General features: G+C 70.2%; 14 protein-coding genes and 1 pseudogene. 10 read left to right on the top strand and 5 right to left on the bottom strand.

The annotated features are described in order from the left end of the window. Positions 1 to 114 precede the first annotated feature (114 nt). From secD to ABZ622_RS12305, 4 genes are all read left to right on the top strand, one after another. Positions 115 to 1872, top strand: coding sequence for a protein translocase subunit SecD (secD, locus tag ABZ622_RS12290; protein ID WP_360542267.1), 1758 nt, complete (start codon positions 115 to 117; stop codon positions 1870 to 1872). Between the two features lies 1 nt (position 1873). After that, complete coding sequence (secF, locus tag ABZ622_RS12295; protein WP_360542268.1) at positions 1874 to 2977, top strand: protein translocase subunit SecF; 1104 nt, start codon at positions 1874 to 1876, stop codon at positions 2975 to 2977. Then, positions 2974 to 3525 (top strand): adenine phosphoribosyltransferase, encoded by a 552-nt coding sequence (locus tag ABZ622_RS12300; RefSeq protein ID WP_360542269.1) that lies wholly within the window; start codon positions 2974 to 2976, stop codon positions 3523 to 3525. Before secF ends, ABZ622_RS12300 begins: the two co-directional genes overlap by 4 nt. Positions 3526 to 3693: 168 nt before the next feature. After that, positions 3694 to 6273, top strand: a complete 2580-nt coding sequence (locus ABZ622_RS12305; protein WP_360542270.1) for a bifunctional (p)ppGpp synthetase/guanosine-3',5'-bis(diphosphate) 3'-pyrophosphohydrolase — start codon at positions 3694 to 3696, stop codon at positions 6271 to 6273. A gap of 68 nt (positions 6274 to 6341) precedes the next feature. On the opposite strand, the gene ABZ622_RS12310 is transcribed toward ABZ622_RS12305, so the two are convergent. Both ABZ622_RS12310 and ABZ622_RS12315 read right to left on the bottom strand, forming a co-directional pair. Further along, on the bottom strand, positions 6342 to 7571 hold the full coding sequence (locus ABZ622_RS12310) for a DUF349 domain-containing protein (RefSeq protein WP_360542271.1): 1230 nt from the start codon (positions 7569 to 7571) through the stop codon (positions 6342 to 6344). Between the two features lie 199 nt (positions 7572 to 7770). Then, on the bottom strand, positions 7771 to 8565 hold the full coding sequence (locus ABZ622_RS12315) for a peptidylprolyl isomerase (RefSeq protein WP_360542272.1): 795 nt from the start codon (positions 8563 to 8565) through the stop codon (positions 7771 to 7773). A 149-nt stretch (positions 8566 to 8714) separates the two neighbouring features. Between ABZ622_RS12315 and ABZ622_RS12320 the strand changes: the two genes are divergently transcribed. Together ABZ622_RS12320 and hisS are read left to right on the top strand one after the other, a co-directional pair. Beyond that, positions 8715 to 9401, top strand: coding sequence for an MBL fold metallo-hydrolase (locus ABZ622_RS12320; RefSeq protein ID WP_360542273.1), 687 nt, complete (start codon positions 8715 to 8717; stop codon positions 9399 to 9401). 13 nt (positions 9402 to 9414) lie between these two features. Beyond that, positions 9415 to 10677 carry a histidine--tRNA ligase gene (gene hisS / locus ABZ622_RS12325; protein ID WP_360542274.1) on the top strand — a complete coding sequence of 421 codons (1263 nt, stop codon included), beginning with the start codon at positions 9415 to 9417 and terminating at the stop codon, positions 10675 to 10677. 196 nt (positions 10678 to 10873) lie between these two features. On the opposite strand, the pseudogene ABZ622_RS12330 reads toward hisS, so the two are convergent. Beyond that, positions 10874 to 11194: pseudogene (locus ABZ622_RS12330) on the bottom strand (ABC transporter ATP-binding protein); the annotation flags it as partial. Positions 11195 to 11342: 148 nt separating this feature from the next. Between ABZ622_RS12330 and ABZ622_RS12335 the strand changes: the two are divergent. Continuing rightward, positions 11343 to 11978: a vitamin K epoxide reductase family protein gene (locus ABZ622_RS12335; protein ID WP_266917227.1), complete on the top strand. Its 636-nt coding sequence runs from the start codon at positions 11343 to 11345 to the stop codon at positions 11976 to 11978. Between the two features lie 68 nt (positions 11979 to 12046). Further along, positions 12047 to 13426: a replication-associated recombination protein A gene (locus ABZ622_RS12340; protein ID WP_360542275.1), complete on the top strand. Its 1380-nt coding sequence runs from the start codon at positions 12047 to 12049 to the stop codon at positions 13424 to 13426. Positions 13427 to 13450: 24 nt separating this feature from the next. Here the strand turns inward: ABZ622_RS12340 and ABZ622_RS12345 are convergent, their stop codons facing one another. Next, complete coding sequence (locus tag ABZ622_RS12345; RefSeq protein WP_360542276.1) at positions 13451 to 14152, bottom strand: DUF2470 domain-containing protein; 702 nt, start codon at positions 14150 to 14152, stop codon at positions 13451 to 13453. A 188-nt stretch (positions 14153 to 14340) separates the two neighbouring features. Here ABZ622_RS12345 and rpsD point away from each other — a divergent pair, with 188 nt between their 5' ends. After that, positions 14341 to 14955 (top strand): 30S ribosomal protein S4, encoded by a 615-nt coding sequence (gene rpsD / locus ABZ622_RS12350; protein ID WP_093541052.1) that lies wholly within the window; start codon positions 14341 to 14343, stop codon positions 14953 to 14955. Between the two features lie 17 nt (positions 14956 to 14972). On the opposite strand, the gene ABZ622_RS12355 is transcribed toward rpsD, so the two are convergent. Further along, a complete protein-coding gene (locus ABZ622_RS12355; RefSeq protein ID WP_360542277.1) occupies positions 14973 to 17174 on the bottom strand; it encodes an AAA family ATPase in 2202 nt (733 codons plus the stop codon). A gap of 206 nt (positions 17175 to 17380) precedes the next feature. Between ABZ622_RS12355 and ABZ622_RS12360 the strand changes: the two genes are divergently transcribed. Further along, positions 17381 to 17818, top strand: coding sequence for a DUF948 domain-containing protein (locus ABZ622_RS12360; RefSeq protein WP_124719378.1), 438 nt, complete (start codon positions 17381 to 17383; stop codon positions 17816 to 17818). Positions 17819 to 17824 lie beyond the last annotated feature (6 nt).

A 17824-nucleotide genomic window follows, 5' to 3' on the forward strand; every position in this document is an offset into this window, starting at 1 on the left:
CATCCGGCATTCCCCGGTCCGTGCGGTCTTCTGCGGGGGCGGGTCCCCACTACACTTCGTGGCCGCTCGGGCGCGTACCCGGCGCGGGGCGGTTGGACAGGGAGAAACGAGAAGGTGGCAGCACCGAAGAAGAGGCGAGCGCCGGCAGGCGGTCAGGGCAGGCCGGGGCGTTCCCTGGCTCTGATCCTGATCGCCATGGTCGCGCTCACCGGCGGGATGTTCCTGGCCGATCAGCCGACCCCACGGCTCGGCATCGACCTGGCGGGCGGCACTTCGATCACGCTTGAGGCGAAGAGCGAGCCGGGCCAGGAATCGGCGATCAACAAGACCAACATGGACACGGCGGTCCAGATCATGGAGCGCCGTGTCAATGGTCTTGGCGTCTCCGAGGCCGAGGTCCAGACACAGGGCGATCGCAACATCATCGTCAACATTCCCAAGGGCACGAACTCAGCCCAGGCCCGGGAGCAGGTCGGCACCACGGCCAAGCTCTACTTCCGGCCGGTGCTGACCGTCGCCCAGGGCACGCCCACCCCGGAGCCCAGCGCCTCGTCGTCCGGCAAACCCACCCCGTCCGGCAGCCCCAGCGCCCCCACCGCCGACAAGGGCAAGACGTCGGCGACGCCGAACGCGAGCGCCACCACCCAGGGCCGCGCCGTCACCGGCGCCCTCAAGGCCGACTCCACGCCGACGCCCAAGACGAGCACCACGCCTAAGGCCGACGCCACGCCCAAGGCCGACGCCACGCCGTCCGCGTCCGCCGCCGACGAGGCCGCCGCCGCCGAGCTGCAGAAGAAGTTCGCGGCGCTGGACTGCTCCAGCAAGGCGTCCCGCGCCGAGGCCGCACGGGGGGCCAAGCCCACCGACATGGTCGTCGCGTGCAGCTCCGAGGGTGACGCGAAGTACGTCCTCGGCCCGTCCGAGGTGTCCGGCACCGAGGTCGACAACGCCAAGGCCGGTTTCGACCAGCAGCGCGGCATGTGGATCGTCAACATGGAGTTCACCAAGCAGGGCTCCAAGCAGTTCCAGACGATCACCAAGAAGCTCTCCGCGCAGCAGTCCCCGCAGAACCAGTTCGCCATCGCGCTGGACGGCGAGGTCGTCTCCGCGCCGCAGGTCAACTCCACGCTCAGCGGCAGCGCCGAGATCTCCGGCAGCTTCACCCAGCAGTCCGCCGAGGACCTGGCCAACGTGCTCTCCTACGGTGCGCTCCCGCTCTCGTTCAAGGAGCAGAGCGTCACCACGGTCACCGCCGCGCTCGGCGGTGAGCAGCTGCAGGCCGGTCTGATCGCCGGTGCCATCGGTCTGGCCCTGGTGGTCATCTACCTTGTGGCCTACTACCGGGGACTCGCGTTCATCGCGCTCCTGAGCCTCCTGGTCTCCGGCATCCTGACCTACACGCTCATGTCGCTGCTCGGCCCGGCCATCGGCTTCGCGCTGAACCTCCCGGCGGTCTGCGGCGCCATCGTGGCCATCGGTATCACCGCGGACTCCTTCATCGTGTACTTCGAACGGGTCCGCGACGAGATCCGGGAGGGCCGCACGCTCCGCCCGGCCGTCGAGCGGGCCTGGCCGCGCGCCCGGCGCACCATCCTCGTCTCCGACTTCGTGTCGTTCCTCGCCGCCGCGGTGCTCTTCGTGGTCACTGTCGGCAAGGTCCAGGGCTTCGCGTTCACGCTGGGTCTCACCACCCTGCTCGACGTGGTCGTGGTGTTCCTCTTCACCAAGCCGGTCATGACGCTGATGGCCCGTACGAAGTTCTTCGCCAGCGGTCACCCGTGGTCCGGCCTGGACCCGAAGCGGCTCGGCGCCAAGCCGCCGCTGCGCCGCTCGCGCCGTGTCAACGCCCCCACTGACCCGAAGGAGGCGTGAGATGTCGCGACTCGGCACTCTCGGCGCCCGTCTCTACCGAGGCGAGGTCGGCTACGACTTCATCGGCAAGCGCAAGATCTGGTACGGGATCTCGATCCTGATCACCATCACGGCCATCGTCGGCCTGGCGGTCAGCGGCCTGAACATGGGCATCGAGTTCAAGGGCGGCGCGGTCTTCACCACCCCGAAGACCAGCGTCACCGTCGCCAAGGCGGAGGACCTGGCCACGGAAGCCTCCGGCCACCAGGCGATCGTCCAGAAGCTCGGCAACGGCGGTCTGCGCATCCAGATCACCGAGGTCGACACCGCGAAGTCCGACGAGATCAAGAACACGCTCTCCAAGGACCTCGACGTTCCCGCGGAGAAGATCGCCGCCGACCTGGTCGGCCCCAGCTGGGGTGAGCAGATCGCCAACAAGGCCTGGACCGGCCTCGGCATCTTCATGGTCCTCGTGGTGATCTACCTGGCCATCGCCTTCGAGTGGCGCATGGCCATCGCGGCCCTCGTCGCGCTGATCCACGACATCACCATCACGGTCGGTGTCTACGCCCTGGTCGGCTTCGAGGTCACCCCGGGCACCGTGATCGGTCTGCTGACCATCCTCGGTTACTCCCTCTACGACACGGTCGTCGTCTTCGACAGCCTCAAGGAGGGCACGCAGGGGATCACCAAGCAGACCCGGTGGACGTACAGCGAGATCGCCAACCGCTCCATCAACGGCACGCTGGTCCGTTCCATCAACACCACCGTCGTGGCTCTGCTGCCGGTCGCCGGTCTGCTGTTCATCGGTGGCGGCGTCCTCGGCGCCGGCATGCTGAACGACATCTCCCTGGCGCTCTTCGTCGGCCTCGCCGCCGGCGCGTACTCCTCGATCTTCATCGCCACGCCGCTCGTCGCCGACCTCAAGGAACGCGACCCGCAGATGAAGGCCCTGAAGAAGCGGATCCTGGCCAAGCGCGCGGCAGCCGCCGCCAAGGGCGAGTCCGCCGAGGACGAGCAGTCGGACGGTGACGACCCGCAGGACGCCGCACCCGCGGCCGCGGTCGTCGGTCAGCGTCAGCAGCCCCCCAGGGGCCATGGCCGGACCCCGGGGAAGCGTCGATGACCAGCACCACCGAGGGCACCCGCGATCTTCTGCTCAGCCGGATCCGCGACGTTCCGGACTACCCGAAGCCGGGCGTGCTGTTCAAGGACATCACCCCGCTGCTCGCGGACCCGACGGCGTTCGCGGCCCTCACCGACACCCTCGCGGAGCTGTGCGTACGGCACGGCGCCACGAAGGTCGTCGGCCTGGAGGCGCGCGGCTTCATCCTGGCCGCCCCGGTCGCGGTCCGGGCCGGGCTCGGCTTCGTACCGGTGCGCAAGGCGGGCAAACTGCCCGGAGCCACGCTCAGCCAGGCGTACGAGCTGGAGTACGGCACCGCCGAGATCGAGATCCACGCGGAGGACCTGTCCGCCGACGACCGGATCATGGTCATCGACGACATCCTCGCCACGGGTGGCACCGCCGAGGCCTCGCTGGAGCTGATCCGGCGGGCCGGTGCCGATGTCGCGGGCGTCGCGGTCCTCATGGAGCTCGGTTTCCTCCCCGGACGGGCCCGGCTGGAGCAGGGCCTGCGGGGCGCGCCGCTGGAGGTTCTGATCACGGTCTGAGCAGTATTGACCGTACGTGGCAACGGATCGTGCGGACAGGACGGGCACCCGGGAACAACCGGGTGCCCGTCCCGCGTTGTCAGGAGTCTCACGGTCCCCGGGGGAGGTCCGGCCGCGGGGTCGATACGATGGCCTCTCCGGGTACCCGGATCCGCACGAGGAGCGCTCTTGCCAGACGAGGCCCAGCCAGTCGCCGCCCCGCAGCCCGACAAGCCCGCGGCGGCCTCAGCCACGCCCGGGAAGAAGCAGCCCGCGGACAAGCCGAAGCCCCCGGCCCCCGAGCCCGGTCCGGGCCCGGCACGGGCGGGAGCCGGGGCCCCCGGGGCCGCGCCCGCTTCCCCCGCACAGCCGGCCGCACCCGTCTCCCCGGCGGCATCCGCCCCGAAGCCGCCCGCGAAGCCCGCGGCCAGGCCGGTCTCCCCGACCGCCCCCACGACCCGCTCCGGCGGCTCGTCCAACCGGGTGCGGGCCAGGCTGGCCCGTCTCGGGGTGCAGCGCTCCAGCCCGTACAACCCGGTGCTCGAACCGCTGCTGCGCATCGTCCGGAGCAACGACACCAAGATCGAGACGGCCACGCTGCGCCAGATCGAGCGGGCCTACCAGGTCGCCGAGCGCTGGCACCGCGGCCAGAAGCGCAAGAGCGGCGACCCGTACATCACCCATCCGCTCGCGGTGACGACGATCCTCGCCGAGCTGGGCATGGACCCGGCGACGCTGATGGCCGGACTGCTGCACGACACCGTCGAGGACACCGAGTACGGCCTGGACACCCTGCGCCGTGACTTCGGCGACCAGGTCGCCCTGCTCGTCGACGGCGTCACCAAGCTGGACAAGGTCAAGTTCGGCGAGGCCGCCCAGGCCGAGACCGTGCGCAAGATGGTCGTCGCCATGGCCAAGGACCCCCGGGTCCTGGTCATCAAGCTCGCCGACCGGCTGCACAACATGCGCACCATGCGCTACCTCAAGCGGGAGAAGCAGGAGAAGAAGGCCCGCGAGACGCTTGAGATCTACGCACCGCTGGCGCACCGCCTGGGCATGAACACCATCAAGTGGGAGCTGGAGGACCTCGCCTTCGCGATCCTCTACCCCAAGATGTACGACGAGATCGTCCGTCTCGTCGCCGAGCGGGCCCCCAAGCGCGACGAATACCTCGCCATAGTGACCGACGAGGTCCAGGCAGACCTGCGCGCCGCCCGGATCAAGGCCACCGTCACCGGGCGGCCGAAGCACTACTACAGCGTCTACCAGAAGATGATCGTGCGGGGCAGGGACTTCGCCGAGATCTACGACCTGGTGGGCATCCGGGTACTCGTCGACACCGTCCGCGACTGCTACGCGGCGCTCGGCACCGTCCACGCGCGATGGAATCCGGTCCCCGGCCGGTTCAAGGACTACATCGCGATGCCCAAGTTCAACATGTACCAGTCGCTGCACACCACGGTGATCGGTCCCAGCGGCAAGCCCGTCGAGCTCCAGATCCGCACCTTCGACATGCACCGCCGCGCCGAGTACGGCATCGCCGCGCACTGGAAGTACAAGCAGGAGGCCGTCGCGGGCGCCTCCAAGGTCCGTACCGACGTTCCCAAGAACACGGGCGGCGGCCGGAGCCAGGACACCGTCAACGACATGGCGTGGCTGCGCCAGCTCCTGGACTGGCAGAAGGAGACCGAGGACCCCAGCGAGTTCCTGGAGTCGCTGCGCTTCGACCTCTCCCGCAACGAGGTCTTCGTCTTCACGCCCAAGGGCGACGTCATAGCGCTGCCCGCGGGTGCGACCCCGGTCGACTTCGCGTACGCGGTGCACACGGAGGTCGGCCACCGGACCATAGGAGCACGGGTCAACGGGCGGCTCGTGCCGCTCGAATCGACGCTCGACAACGGCGACCTGGTGGAGGTCTTCACCTCCAAGGCGGCCGGCGCCGGTCCCTCCCGGGACTGGCTGGGCTTCGTCAAGTCGCCCCGCGCCCGCAACAAGATCCGGGCCTGGTTCTCCAAGGAGCGCCGCGACGAGGCGATCGAGCAGGGCAAGGACGCCATCGCGCGTGCCATGCGCAAGCAGAACCTGCCGATCCAGCGCATCCTGACCGGCGACTCCCTGGTCACCCTTGCCCACGAGATGCGCTACCCCGACATCTCGTCGCTGTACGCGGCGATCGGCGAGGGCCATGTCGCCGCCGCCGGTGTCGTGCAGAAGCTGGTCCAGGCGCTCGGCGGCGAGGACGAGGCCAACGAGGACATCGCGGAGAGCTCGCCGCCGTCGCGCAGCCGCAACAAGCGCCGTTCCAACGCCGATCCGGGCGTGGTCGTCAAGGGCGTCGAGGACGTCTGGGTCAAACTGGCCCGCTGCTGCACGCCCGTCCCCGGCGACCCGATCATCGGCTTCGTCACCCGGGGCAGCGGCGTCTCCGTGCACCGCGCCGACTGCGTCAACGTCGACTCGCTGTCGCAGCAGCCGGAACGGATCCTGGAGGTCGAGTGGGCGCCGACCCAGTCCTCGGTCTTCCTGGTCGCCATCCAGGTCGAGGCCCTCGACCGCTCCCGGCTGCTCTCGGACGTCACCCGCGTCCTGTCCGACCAGCACGTCAACATCCTGTCGGCGGCCGTGCAGACCTCCCGGGACCGGGTGGCCACCTCGCGCTTCACCTTCGAGATGGGCGACCCGAAGCACCTCGGCCACGTACTGAAGGCGGTACGGGGCGTGGAGGGCGTCTACGACGTCTACCGGGTGACCTCGGCCCGCAGGCCGTAGCGGCGACGCAGCAGAAGGGCCCCGGTACGCACCGCGTACCGGGGCCCTCCGCTTCGTCCGGGCGGGGATCAGCCGCCGAACTCCTCAAGCCCCTTCAGAGCCTGGTCCAGCAGCGCCTGCCGGCCCTCCAGCTCCTTGGCCAGCTTGTCGGCGCGGGCGTTGTTGCCCGAGGCACGGGCGGTGTCGATCTGCCCGCGCAGCTTGTCGACGGCCGCTTGGAGCTGACCGGTCAGACCCGCGGCACGCGCACGCGCCTCCGGGTTCGTCCGCCGCCACTCCGACTCCTCGGCCTCCTGGAGCGCCCGCTCCACCGCGTGCATCCGCCCCTCGACCTTCGGGCGGGCGTCACGCGGTACGTGGCCGACGGCCTCCCAGCGCTCGTTGAGGGCCCGGAACGCGGCCCTGGCCGCCTTCAGGTCCTTCACCGGCACCAGACGCTCGGCCTCGACCGCGAGCTCCTCCTTGACCTTGAGGTTCTCGCCCTGCTCCGCGTCCCGCTCGGCGAAGACCCCGCTGCGGGCGGCGAAGAAGACGTCCTGAGCACCGCGGAAGCGGTTCCACAGATCGTCCTCGGCCTCGCGCTGGGCGCGGCCCGCCGCCTTCCACTCCGTCATCAGGTCGCGGTAGCGGGCGGCGGTGGCCCCCCAGTCGGTGGAGCCGGAGAGCGACTCCGCCTCGACGACCAGCTTCTCCTTGGCCTTGCGGGCCTCCTCGCGCTGGGCGTCCAGCGAGGCGAAGTGGGCCTTGCGGCGCTTGGAGAACGCCGAGCGGGCATGCGAGAAGCGGTGCCACAGCTCGTCGTCGGACTTGCGGTCGAGCCGCGGCAGGCCCTTCCACGTGTCGACGAGCGCACGGAGCCGCTCGCCCGCGGAGCGCCACTGCTCGCTCTGCGCCAGCTCCTCCGCCTCGACGACCAGAGCCTCCTTGGCGTGCTTCGCCTCGTCGGTCTGCTTCGCCTTCTGCGCCTTGCGCTCCTCGCGCCGCGAGTCGACCGTCGCGACGAGCGCGTCGAGCCGCTTGCGCAGCGCGTCGAGGTCACCGACGGCGTGATGCTCGTCCACCTGCAGACGCAGATGCTCGATGGCGGTCGTCGCGTCCTTCGCCGACAGATCGGTGGTCTTCACCCGCCGTTCGAGGAGGCCGATCTCGACCACAATGCCCTCGTACTTGCGCTCGAAGTAGGCCAGAGCCTCCTCAGGGGAACCCGCCTGCCACGATCCGACGACCTGCTCGCCGTCGGCTGTCCGCACGTACACGGTGCCGGTCTCATCGACACGGCCCCACGGGTCGCTGCTCACAGCGCCTCCTCCACCTGATGCCCGCGAGAGGGTTCGCCCCCCTGGCATCGTCCACAGTTTCCTGGGGCGGGCAGCGCCCGCCCTGCACAACGCCAATCTAGGCGACCGGCCGCCCGGCTGTCCGCTCTCAGCGCGGCCGAAAAAAATCCGTCCCGCGCCCGTCGTCACCGGCCGGCCCGGTCCGGCCGCCCCCAGCCGGTCACGACTTGTCGACGGCCGCCTTCGAGATCTCCACGGCCTTCTTCGGCGCACCGTCGGCCGCGCCACCTGCCACGCCCGCCGCACCGATGTCCTTGACGGCCTTCAGCGAGGCCTCGTCCATCGTGCCGAACGGGGTGTACGTGGGCGGCAGTTTGCTGTCCTTGTACACCAGGAAGAACTGGCTGCCACCGGTGTGCGGCTGGCCGGTGTTCGCCATCGCCACCGTGCCCGCCGGGTAGGTCACCGTGCCGTCCGCGCCGGCCTTGCCCAGCGCGGTCAGGTTCTCGTCCGGGATCGTGTAGCCGGGACCACCGGTGCCGTCGCCCTTGGGGTCGCCGCACTGGAGGACGAAGATGCCTTGAGTGGTCAGACGGTGACACTTCGTACCGTCGAAGAAGCCCTTGTCGGCCAGCGACTTGAAGGAGTTCGTGGTGTGCGGGGTCTTCGCCGCCTTCATCGCGAACGCGATGTCGCCCTGGCTCGTCTTGAGCGAAAGCGTGTACTCGGCCTTCTTGTCGATCTTCATCGCGGGCTCGGGCGCACTGCTCTCCTTCGCCTCCGGCGACGCGCTGGCCGACGGGCTCGAACTCGCGGCCGCGTCCGCCTTGTCCTTCTTGTCGTCGTCGCCGAGGGCTAGATAGGAACCCACACCTATGACGGCCACCACGGCCACCACGGACGCGATGACGACCGTCAGCCGCCTCGTCCTGCGGCGGGCCTCCTCCCGGCGCTGCTGCTGCCGCTCGAACTTCTCCCTGGCGAGCTGCCGCCGCCGCTGATCGCTGCTGACCACCGGGTGATCTCCTTGTAGGTCGTGTGATGAGGCCTTGGCTGCCCCGTACCGTATATGGGTTAGCTGTGGAATGAGGAGCGCCGGTAGGCTCTGAACTGCCGCGACCTTCTCAGTCGCAATCCGCCGTCGGACGACCATTAAGGACGATCGTGCTCATTGCCGGGTTCCCCGCAGGGGCCTGGGGGACCAACTGTTATCTGGTCGCCCCGGCCGCAGGCGAGGAGTGCGTGATCATCGACCCGGGCCACCAGGCCGCGGCCGGAGTCGAGGAAGCACTGAAGAAGCATCGGCTGAAGCCCGTCGCCGTCGTACTGACCCACGGCCACATCGACCATGTCGCCTCGGTCGTCCCGGTGTGCGGCGCGCACGACGTCCCTGCCTGGATCCACCCCGAGGACCGGTACATGATGAGCGACCCGGAGAAGGCCCTCGGCCGCTCCATCGGGATGCCGCTCATGGGCGAGCTGACGATCGGGGAGCCGGACGACGTCAAGGAGCTGAGCGACGGCGCCCTGCTGAAGCTGGCCGGTCTGGAGTTCGGTGTCGCGCATGCGCCCGGCCATACCAAGGGGTCGGTGACGTTCAGGATGCCCGAGGCCGCGGATGTTCCGCAGATCCTCTTCTCGGGCGACCTGCTCTTCGCCGGCTCCGTCGGACGCACCGACCTGCCCGGCGGCGACCACGCCGAGCTGCTCGAGTCGCTGGCCCGTGTGTGCCTGCCGCTCGACGACTCGACCGTGGTGCTGTCCGGCCACGGACCCCAGACGACCATCGGCCGTGAGCGCGCCTCGAATCCGTATCTGAACGGTACGGACGCGCCCCGACGAGGAATGTGACGAGAGAAATCCCGTGAGCACTTTCAAGGCCCCCAAGGGCACGTACGACCTGACCCCGCCGGACTCCGCGAAGTACCTGGCGGTGCGCGAGGCGATCTCCGCACCCCTGAAGAACTCGGGCTACGGCTACATCGAGACGCCCGGCTTCGAGGACGTCGCCCTGTTCTCCCGCGGTGTCGGCGAGTCCACCGACATCGTGACCAAGGAGATGTACACCCTCACCACCAAGGGGGGCTCCCAGTTGGCGCTGCGCCCCGAGGGCACCGCCTCGGTGCTCCGCGCCGCGCTGGAGGCCAACCTCCACAAGCTCGGCAACCTGCCGGTGAAGCTCTGGTACTCCGGCTCGTACTACCGCTACGAGCGCCCGCAGAAGGGCCGCTACCGCCACTTCTCGCAGGTCGGTGCCGAGGCGATCGGTGCCGAGGACCCGGCGCTCGACGCCGAGCTGATCATCCTGGCCGACCAGGCGTACCGCGCCCTGGGCCTGCGGAACTTCCGCATCCTGCTCAACTCACTGGGCGACAAGGAGTGCCGCCCCGTCTACCGGGACGCGCTCCAGGGCTTCCTGCGCGAGCTCGACCTGGACGAGGAGACCCGCCGCCGCATCGAGATCAACCCGCTGAGGGTCCTCGACGACAAGCGGCCCGAGGTGCAGAAGCAGCTGACCGGCGCCCCGGTGCTGCGCGACTACCTCTGCGACGCCTGCAAGGCGTACCACGAGGAGGTGCGCGACCTGCTCTCGGCGGCGGGCGTGGTGTACGAGGACGACGAGAAGCTCGTCCGCGGCCTCGACTACTACACCCGCACCACCTTCGAGTTCGTCCACGACGGACTCGGCTCGCAGTCCGCGGTGGGCGGCGGCGGCCGCTACGACGGCCTGTCCGAGATGATCGGCGGACCAGCGCTCCCGTCGGTCGGCTGGGCGCTCGGCGTGGACCGTACGGTGCTCGCGCTGGAGGCGGAGGGCATCGAGCTCGAACTGCCCGCCGCCACCAGCGTCTTCGCGGTACCGCTCGGCGAGGAGGCCCGCCGGGTGCTCTTCGGGGTCGTCACGCAGCTGCGCCGCGAGGGCGTGGCGGCGGACTTCGCGTACGGGAACCGGGGCCTCAAGGGTGCGATGAAGAGCGCGAACCGGTCGGGGGCCCGCTTCACGATCGTCGCGGGCGAGCGGGACCTGGCCGAGGGCGCGGTCCAGCTCAAGGACATGGAGTCCGGCGAGCAGACGGCCGTGCCGCTGTCCGACGTGGTCGGGGCGGTCCGCGAGCGCCTGGCCTGAGACGCGGTCGGGGTGGCCGGCGGGACGGTCCGGCCGGCCGCCCCGAAGCCGCGCACGTCCGGGCCGTGCGCACCCCGGCCGGCCGTCGCGCCGCTCCTTCCACCGGGGAAGGTCGGCAGACACCGCACCGGCCCGTCGACGCACCGGGCGCCGAGGGCCGTCGCGACCATGGTGCCGACCAGCAGCAGCGCGGCCCCGGGTAGCAGCGGGCGAAGTGCGCCACCGTCTCGCGTACCGTCAACTCGGCGGGTGCGGATTCATCCTGCCGGACGACGCCGACCCGGCAACGCCAACGACGGTCGGTGCGGGCCCGGTCGACGCCGAGCACCGTGACGGTCCCTTCGCCACGGCTGCGACGATCCCGCCGGATCTCCACCGTCGTGCACTTCCCGGCCCGTTCGGCCCGCGGATCCCGAAACACCCCGCTCCGCCGGATCCCCAGGTCCGGGCCGTCGACGGCGGTCGGTTCGCCGTAGCGCTTCCTCGGGCCGCGTACGTCCACCGCGAGTCCGGCCATGGTGCGGAGCCTCTCGCCGACCACTGAGTTCCGCGCCGGTCGTGCGAAGTCCTTCGGGCACACCTTTATGTCCATCGAACAGAAGACTTGTGCCGGGGTACGGCACAATGACCGTGCCCAGCAGGCCACTCACTGATGGAACGGCGATATGACGACTGCAGCGGTTGACCATCCCTCCTCCGAACAGGACGAGGACGGCGGGAAGAGGACCATCGGCGGCAGTCGGGCGCTCGCACTGCTGCTGGTGATCACGGGCGCTGCCGGACTCCTGGCCGCCTGGGTCATCACGATCGACAAGTTCAAGTTGCTGGAGGACCCCAACTTCACGCCGGGGTGCAGCCTCAACCCGGTCGTCGCGTGCGGCAACATCATGAAGAGCGAGCAGGCGGCCGCCTTCGGCTTCCCGAACCCGATGCTCGGCATGGCCACCTACCCCGTGATCATCGGCATCGGGCTGGCACTGCTCGCGGGAGCCCGCTTCCGCAGCTGGTACTGGCTGGGGATGAACGCCGGCACGCTCTTCGGCGTCGGCTTCTGCACCTGGCTCCAGTACCAGTCGCTCTACAACATCAACTCGCTCTGCCTCTGGTGCTGCCTGGCCTGGGTCGCGACGATCTTCATGTTCTGCTACGTCACCACGCACAACATCAAGCACCGGATCATCCCCGCGCCGAGCTGGCTGCGCAACGGCCTGACAGAGTTCCACTGGGTGCCGCCGGTCCTGTGGGTCGGCATCATCGGCATGCTGATCCTGACCCGCTGGTGGGACTTCTGGACCAGCTGACCGGCCCCCGTCCCTCCCGGGCCACCGGCCCGGCAGGGATGTCAGTGCCGTGGCATAGGCTTCGAATCGTGGAGCCCGACCTCTTTACCGCAGCCGCCGAAGACCGCCAGGAGAAGGACCCGTCCAGCAGCCCACTGGCTGTCCGGATGCGCCCCCGCACCCTCGACGAGGTCGTCGGCCAGCAGCATCTGCTCAAGCCGGGCTCGCCGCTGCGCCGCCTGGTCGGCGAGGGGAGCGGCGGGCCGGCCGGGCCGTCCTCGGTGATCCTCTGGGGCCCGCCCGGCATCGGGAAGACGACTCTGGCGTACGTGGTCAGCAAGGCCACCAACAAGCGCTTCGTCGAGCTCTCCGCGATCACCGCGGGCGTCAAGGAGGTGCGCGCCGTCATCGAGGGCGCCCGCCGCGCCACCGGCGGCTACGGCAAGGAGACCGTCCTCTTCCTCGACGAGATCCACCGCTTCTCCAAGGCGCAGCAGGACTCCCTGCTGCCGGCGGTGGAGAACCGCTGGGTGACACTGATCGCGGCGACCACCGAGAATCCGTACTTCTCGATCATCTCGCCGCTGCTGTCCCGCTCGCTGCTGCTCACCCTGGAATCGCTCACCGACGACGATCTGAGCGGCCTGCTGCGGCGTGCCCTGGCCGACGAGCGCGGGCTGGGCGGTGCGGTGTCACTGCCCGAGGACGCCGAGGCGCATCTGCTGCGGATCGCGGGCGGCGACGCCCGCCGGGCGCTGACCGCGCTGGAGGCCGCGGCCGGTGCCGCGCTGTCCAAGCAGGAGAAGGAGATCAGCCTCCTGACCCTGGAGGAGACCGTCGACCGCGCAGCCGTCAAGTACGACCGGGACGGCGACCAGCACTACGACGTGGCGAGCGCGCTCATCAAGTCGATCCGCGGCTCCGACGTGGACGCCGCCCTGCATTACCTGGCCCGGATGATCGAGGCGGGGGAGGACCCCCGGTTCATCGCCCGGCGGCTGATGATCTCGGCCAGCGAGGACATCGGCCTCGCCGACCCCACGGCGCTGCCCACCGCCGTCGCGGCCGCCCAGGCGGTCGCCATGATCGGTTTCCCGGAGGCGGCGCTCACCCTGAGCCATGCCACGATCGCCCTGGCCCTCGCCCCCAAGTCCAACGCGGCGACGCTGGCGATCTTCGCCGCCCAGGAGGACGTGCGCAAGGGCCTCGCGGGCCCCGTTCCGGCCCATCTGCGCGACGGTCACTACAAGGGTGCCGCCAAACTGGGCCACGCCCAGGGCTATGTGTATCCGCACGATGTCCCCGGCGGCATCGCCACCCAGCAGTACGCCCCGGACGCCGTGCGCGACAAGCACTACTACCAGCCCACGCGCTACGGCGCGGAGGCGCGCTACGCGGATGTGGTGGAGCGGGTCCGCGAGCGGCTCGGCCGCCCGGCCGGTGACGGCACCGGCCCGTCCGCGGGCTGAGGGAGCGCCGGGCCGCGCTTGTGTTCAGCGCGCCGCCGCCTCGAAGAGCGTGTACATCGCGTCGCGCAGTTCATTGACGTCCCGCACCGGAGCGGGGAATTCGAAGCGGGCGTCATAGCACTGCCCCCGGTCCTCGCAGAGCCGCAGCCGCAGCCCGTGCCGGTCCAGTGCGAGCGGCACCACGGAAGGCGGATGGGCCGTGCAGCGGCCATCCGCCCGCCCGCCCAGCAGCCCGCACAGCGTCGCCAGCTGCTCGCCGTGCGCCGCGTGCAGATGCTGCAGCAGCTCGGCCTCGTACTCGATCAGCGGATCGGGGGCCGCGTCCCGGAATTCCTCCGGCTCGACCTCCTCGGCGCCCCACAGGTCGTCGACGTACGCCTCGCCCGTCTCCAGCCTGAGCGTCATCCGGCCGGGCCCCGACAGGCCGGGTACGGTGGTGATCCAGCCGGAGACCCACGCGCGGCCGCGGATGCGGTGCGGGACGGAGACCGGGGCGACGTCCGTGAGCTCCAGCACAGCCGTCAGCTCGTCGTCCTCGGCGTGCGTCGCGGCCCGTACGACCGGGGAATCGGCGGGGAGTTCGAGGAACAGATCCCCGTCGGGACCGACGCTTCGGGTGAGCGGCATCAGCTGGTCCCAGGCCGCTGCGTCCACCCCGGGGATGAGCAGCGCCGACGAGCAGGTACTCTGTACGAGAGTTCGTGTGCGCTCGGCTGCTGACGGCATCCGAGTGTTTTCAAGCCCGCCGGGACGCGGCTGACCACGATCTGATCGGTCCTCCGTCGTATCGGCACCCCGAGGGGTGTCGACGCTGTCAGTGCTGTCCGTGATGTGACTGGTGTTCCCCGGGCGAGACACGCGATCTCCTTAAGTAAGGTGAGCCTAACCTAACCTACAACGGAGGTCTGGAGAACGTGCCTAACCAGTCGCGTCCCAAGGTCAAGAAGAGCCGCGCGCTCGGCATCGCGCTGACGCCGAAGGCCGTCAAGTACTTCGAGGCCCGCCCCTACCCGCCGGGCGAGCACGGCCGTGGCCGCAAGCAGAACTCGGACTACAAGGTCCGTCTGCTGGAGAAGCAGCGCCTGCGTGCGCAGTACGACATCAGCGAGCGCCAGATGGCGCGTGCCTACGACCGTGCCAAGAAGGCCGAGGGCAAGACGGGCGAGGCGCTGGTCGTCGAGCTCGAGCGCCGTCTCGACGCCCTGGTTCTGCGTTCGGGCATCGCCCGCACCATCTACCAGGCCCGCCAGATGGTCGTGCACGGTCACATCGAGGTCAACGGCGGCAAGGTCGACAAGCCGTCGTTCCGCGTCCGTCCCGACGACATCGTGATGGTCCGCGAGCGCAGCCGCGACAAGCACCCCTTCCAGGTTGCTCGCGAGGGTGGCTACGACACCGACGGTGAGACCCCGCGCTACCTGCAGGTGAACCTGAAGGCCCTGGCCTTCCGCCTTGACCGGGACCCGAACCGCAAGGAAATCCCCGTGATCTGCGACGAGCAGCTCGTCGTCGAGTACTACGCCCGCTGATCCAGGCGCAGTCGCTCTCACCAGCGCTCCGGCCCGCCCCTCTCCGACGTACGGGAGGCGGCGGGCCTCCGCGTTTTCCCGGGACCGGGCAGTTTCCCGGGCAGCCGCCCCGGAGTCTCCCGGCGGCCCGCGGGGCCGCTCGCCAGAGCCCTGGCCACCGCCGTGGCCGGATCCAGCTGCCCGCCCGCGCGCAGCCCCGCCTCGTAGCGGTCGTCGCCCAGCTCCCGGCGGGCCTGCTCCTCGCAGCGCACCCGGGGCTGCCCGTAGTGCACCGACCCGAACAGCGGCAGTCCCACCGACGGCCAGATCCGGTCGGCGGCCCCCTGGAGGACCGCCGCCTCCGCCGGATCGCCTTCGATGGCCGTGATCAGCGCCAGCAGCTCCAGGGCGAGCACCGAGCCGAGCAGGTCGTGGAAGGCGTGGCTGATCGCCAGCGACTGGCCGAGCAGCTCCCGGGCCCGTGCCGGCCGGTCGCGCTGCAGCGCCGCGAAGGCCAGTACGTACAGCGCGTACGACAGGGCCCACCGCTCCCCGTGATCCTCGCAGATCTCCCGGACCTCTTCGCAGATGGCGGCCGCCCCGTCCAGATCCCCCTGGAATCCGATCGTCATCGCGAGCTCGATCTGGGCCATCAGCACATTGCTGTTCAGCTCGCCGAGCTCCCGGTAGCGGCGCAGTGCCTCGTCCAGCAGCTCCTGGGCCCGGGCCATGTCGTCGGTGACGAGCGCCAGACAGCCCGTCCGGTGCACCGCGTACGCGAGCGCGGTGGGGTCACCGGCCTGCTCCGCCTCGTCCCGGCACTCCTGCAACGCGGAGACCGCGCCGACCGGATCGCCCTGCAGCACGGCCACGTAGCCGAGCACCCACAGCGCCTTCAGCCGCGAGGGGTCGTAGGGGGTGTCCTCCTCCAGCACGTGGTCCAGCCAGTGCCGGCCCTCGGAGAGCCGCCCGCAGCCCACCCAGAGGAACCACAGGGTGCCCGCCAGGTACTGCGCGAGATGGGCCTCGCCCGGGATCTCCAGCGAACACTCCATCGCCCGCCGCAGATTCGGCAGCTCGCTCTCGACCCGGGCGGCCACCTCGCCCTGGCGCGGGCCGAACCAGTCGAGCTCGCACCAGGTCGCCAGCCCCAGGAACCAGTCCCGGTGGCGGCGCCGCAGCCGGTCCGTGTCTTCGGTGGCCGCCAGCCACTCGGCGCCGTACTCCCGCACCGTGTCCAGCATCCGGTAGCGGGTGCCGTGCGCCGAGTCCTCGCGCAGCACGACGGACTGCGCGAGCAGCCCGGAGAGCACGTCGAGCACCGACTCGGCCGGCAGATCGGCGCCGCTGCAGATGTACTCGACGGCTTCCAGGTCGAACTGTCCGGCGAAGACCGAGAGCCGGGCCCAGAGCAACCGCTGCTCCGGAGCGCAGAGTTCATGGCTCCAGCCGATGGCCGTACGGAGCGTCTGGTGGCGCGCCAGCGCGCTGCGGCTCGAACCGGTCAGCAGCCGGAAGCGGTCGTCCAGACGCTGCAGCACCTGGACGGTGGACAGTGCGCGCAGCCGTCCGGCGGCCAGTTCGAGGGCGAGCGGGATTCCGTCCAGGCGGCGGCACAGCTCCCGGGCGGTCGAGCGGTTCTCGTCGGTCAGCCGGAAGTCCGGCCGCACGGCGACGGCCCGCTCGGTGAAGAGCTGCATCGCGTCCTCGTCCGTCATCGGCGGGAGCGGGAAGACGATCTCACCGTCCAGTTCGAGCGGCAGCCGTCCGGCGGCCAGCACCCGCAAGTACGGGGCCCGGCGCAGCAGTTCCCGTACAAGGTCGGCGCAGGCGTCGACCAGGTGCTCGAAGCCGTCGATCACCAGGAGGATGCGGCGGTCGGCCAGATGCTCGACGAGGGTGGTGCGGGGCGGTCTGCCGGTGTGGTCGGTGAGCCCCAGGGCGTCGACCAGGGCGTGTTCCAGCAGCTCGGGGTCATGGATGGCGGAGAGCTCGGCCATCCGGACACCGTCGCAGTACCGTTTCTCCAGCAGCGCGGCGATCCTGGCGGCGCAGCGGGTCTTGCCCACGCCGCCGACGCCGACCACGGTGACGAGCCTGGACTCTTCCAGGAGCTGGGCGAGACGGACGAGTTCGTTCTCGCGGCCGACGAATCTGTTCAGTTCCGCCGGGAGGTTTCCGGGCGCGGTGGGGCCGTTCGGATCGTGGGGGGACGGAACGGAGCGCTGGGGGCGTCGCATGAGACACGCAGAGTACTGGCCCGAAAGCTCTCCGTACAATCTCCTTGTGGCAACGCCCACCCTTTCCGCGGGTAATGCGGTAGGGGGTGCGACCACCGGCGCGATAGGCTCGGGGGACGACGACCGGCCGCTGCGACGGCCGTCGCCGGAGAGACAGACAGAGACAGCGACAAGCTAGAGAGCGGTGCACTGTGTCCGGTGGAGAGGTGGCCGGGATCCTGGTGGCCGTCTTCTGGGCGATCCTGGTTTCGTTCCTCGCCGTCGTGCTGGTGAGGCTGGCCCAGACGCTCAGGGCGACCACCAAGCTCGTGGCGGACGTGACCGAACAGGCGGTTCCGCTGCTCGCCGACGCCTCCGCGACGGTGCGTTCCGCGCAGACCCAGCTCGACAAGGTCGACGCGATCGCGACGGACGTCCAGGAAGTCACCTCCAACGCCTCCGCGCTCTCCACCACCGTCGCCTCGACCTTCGGCGGCCCGCTCGTCAAGGTCGCCGCGTTCGGCTACGGGGTGCGGCGGGCCATCGGCCGCAAGGCCGACCCCCAACCGGAACCCGCGCGCCGGGCCGTGGTCGTCGGCCGGACCGTGCCGTCCGCACGCGGCAGGAAGCGCAACGGCAGAAACTCCCGCGGATCGAAGGACTGACGCAGC

It is taken from the genome of Streptomyces sp. NPDC007164, from assembly GCF_040634135.1.
In the GTDB taxonomy this organism is placed as follows: domain Bacteria; phylum Actinomycetota; class Actinomycetes; order Streptomycetales; family Streptomycetaceae; genus Streptomyces; species Streptomyces sanglieri.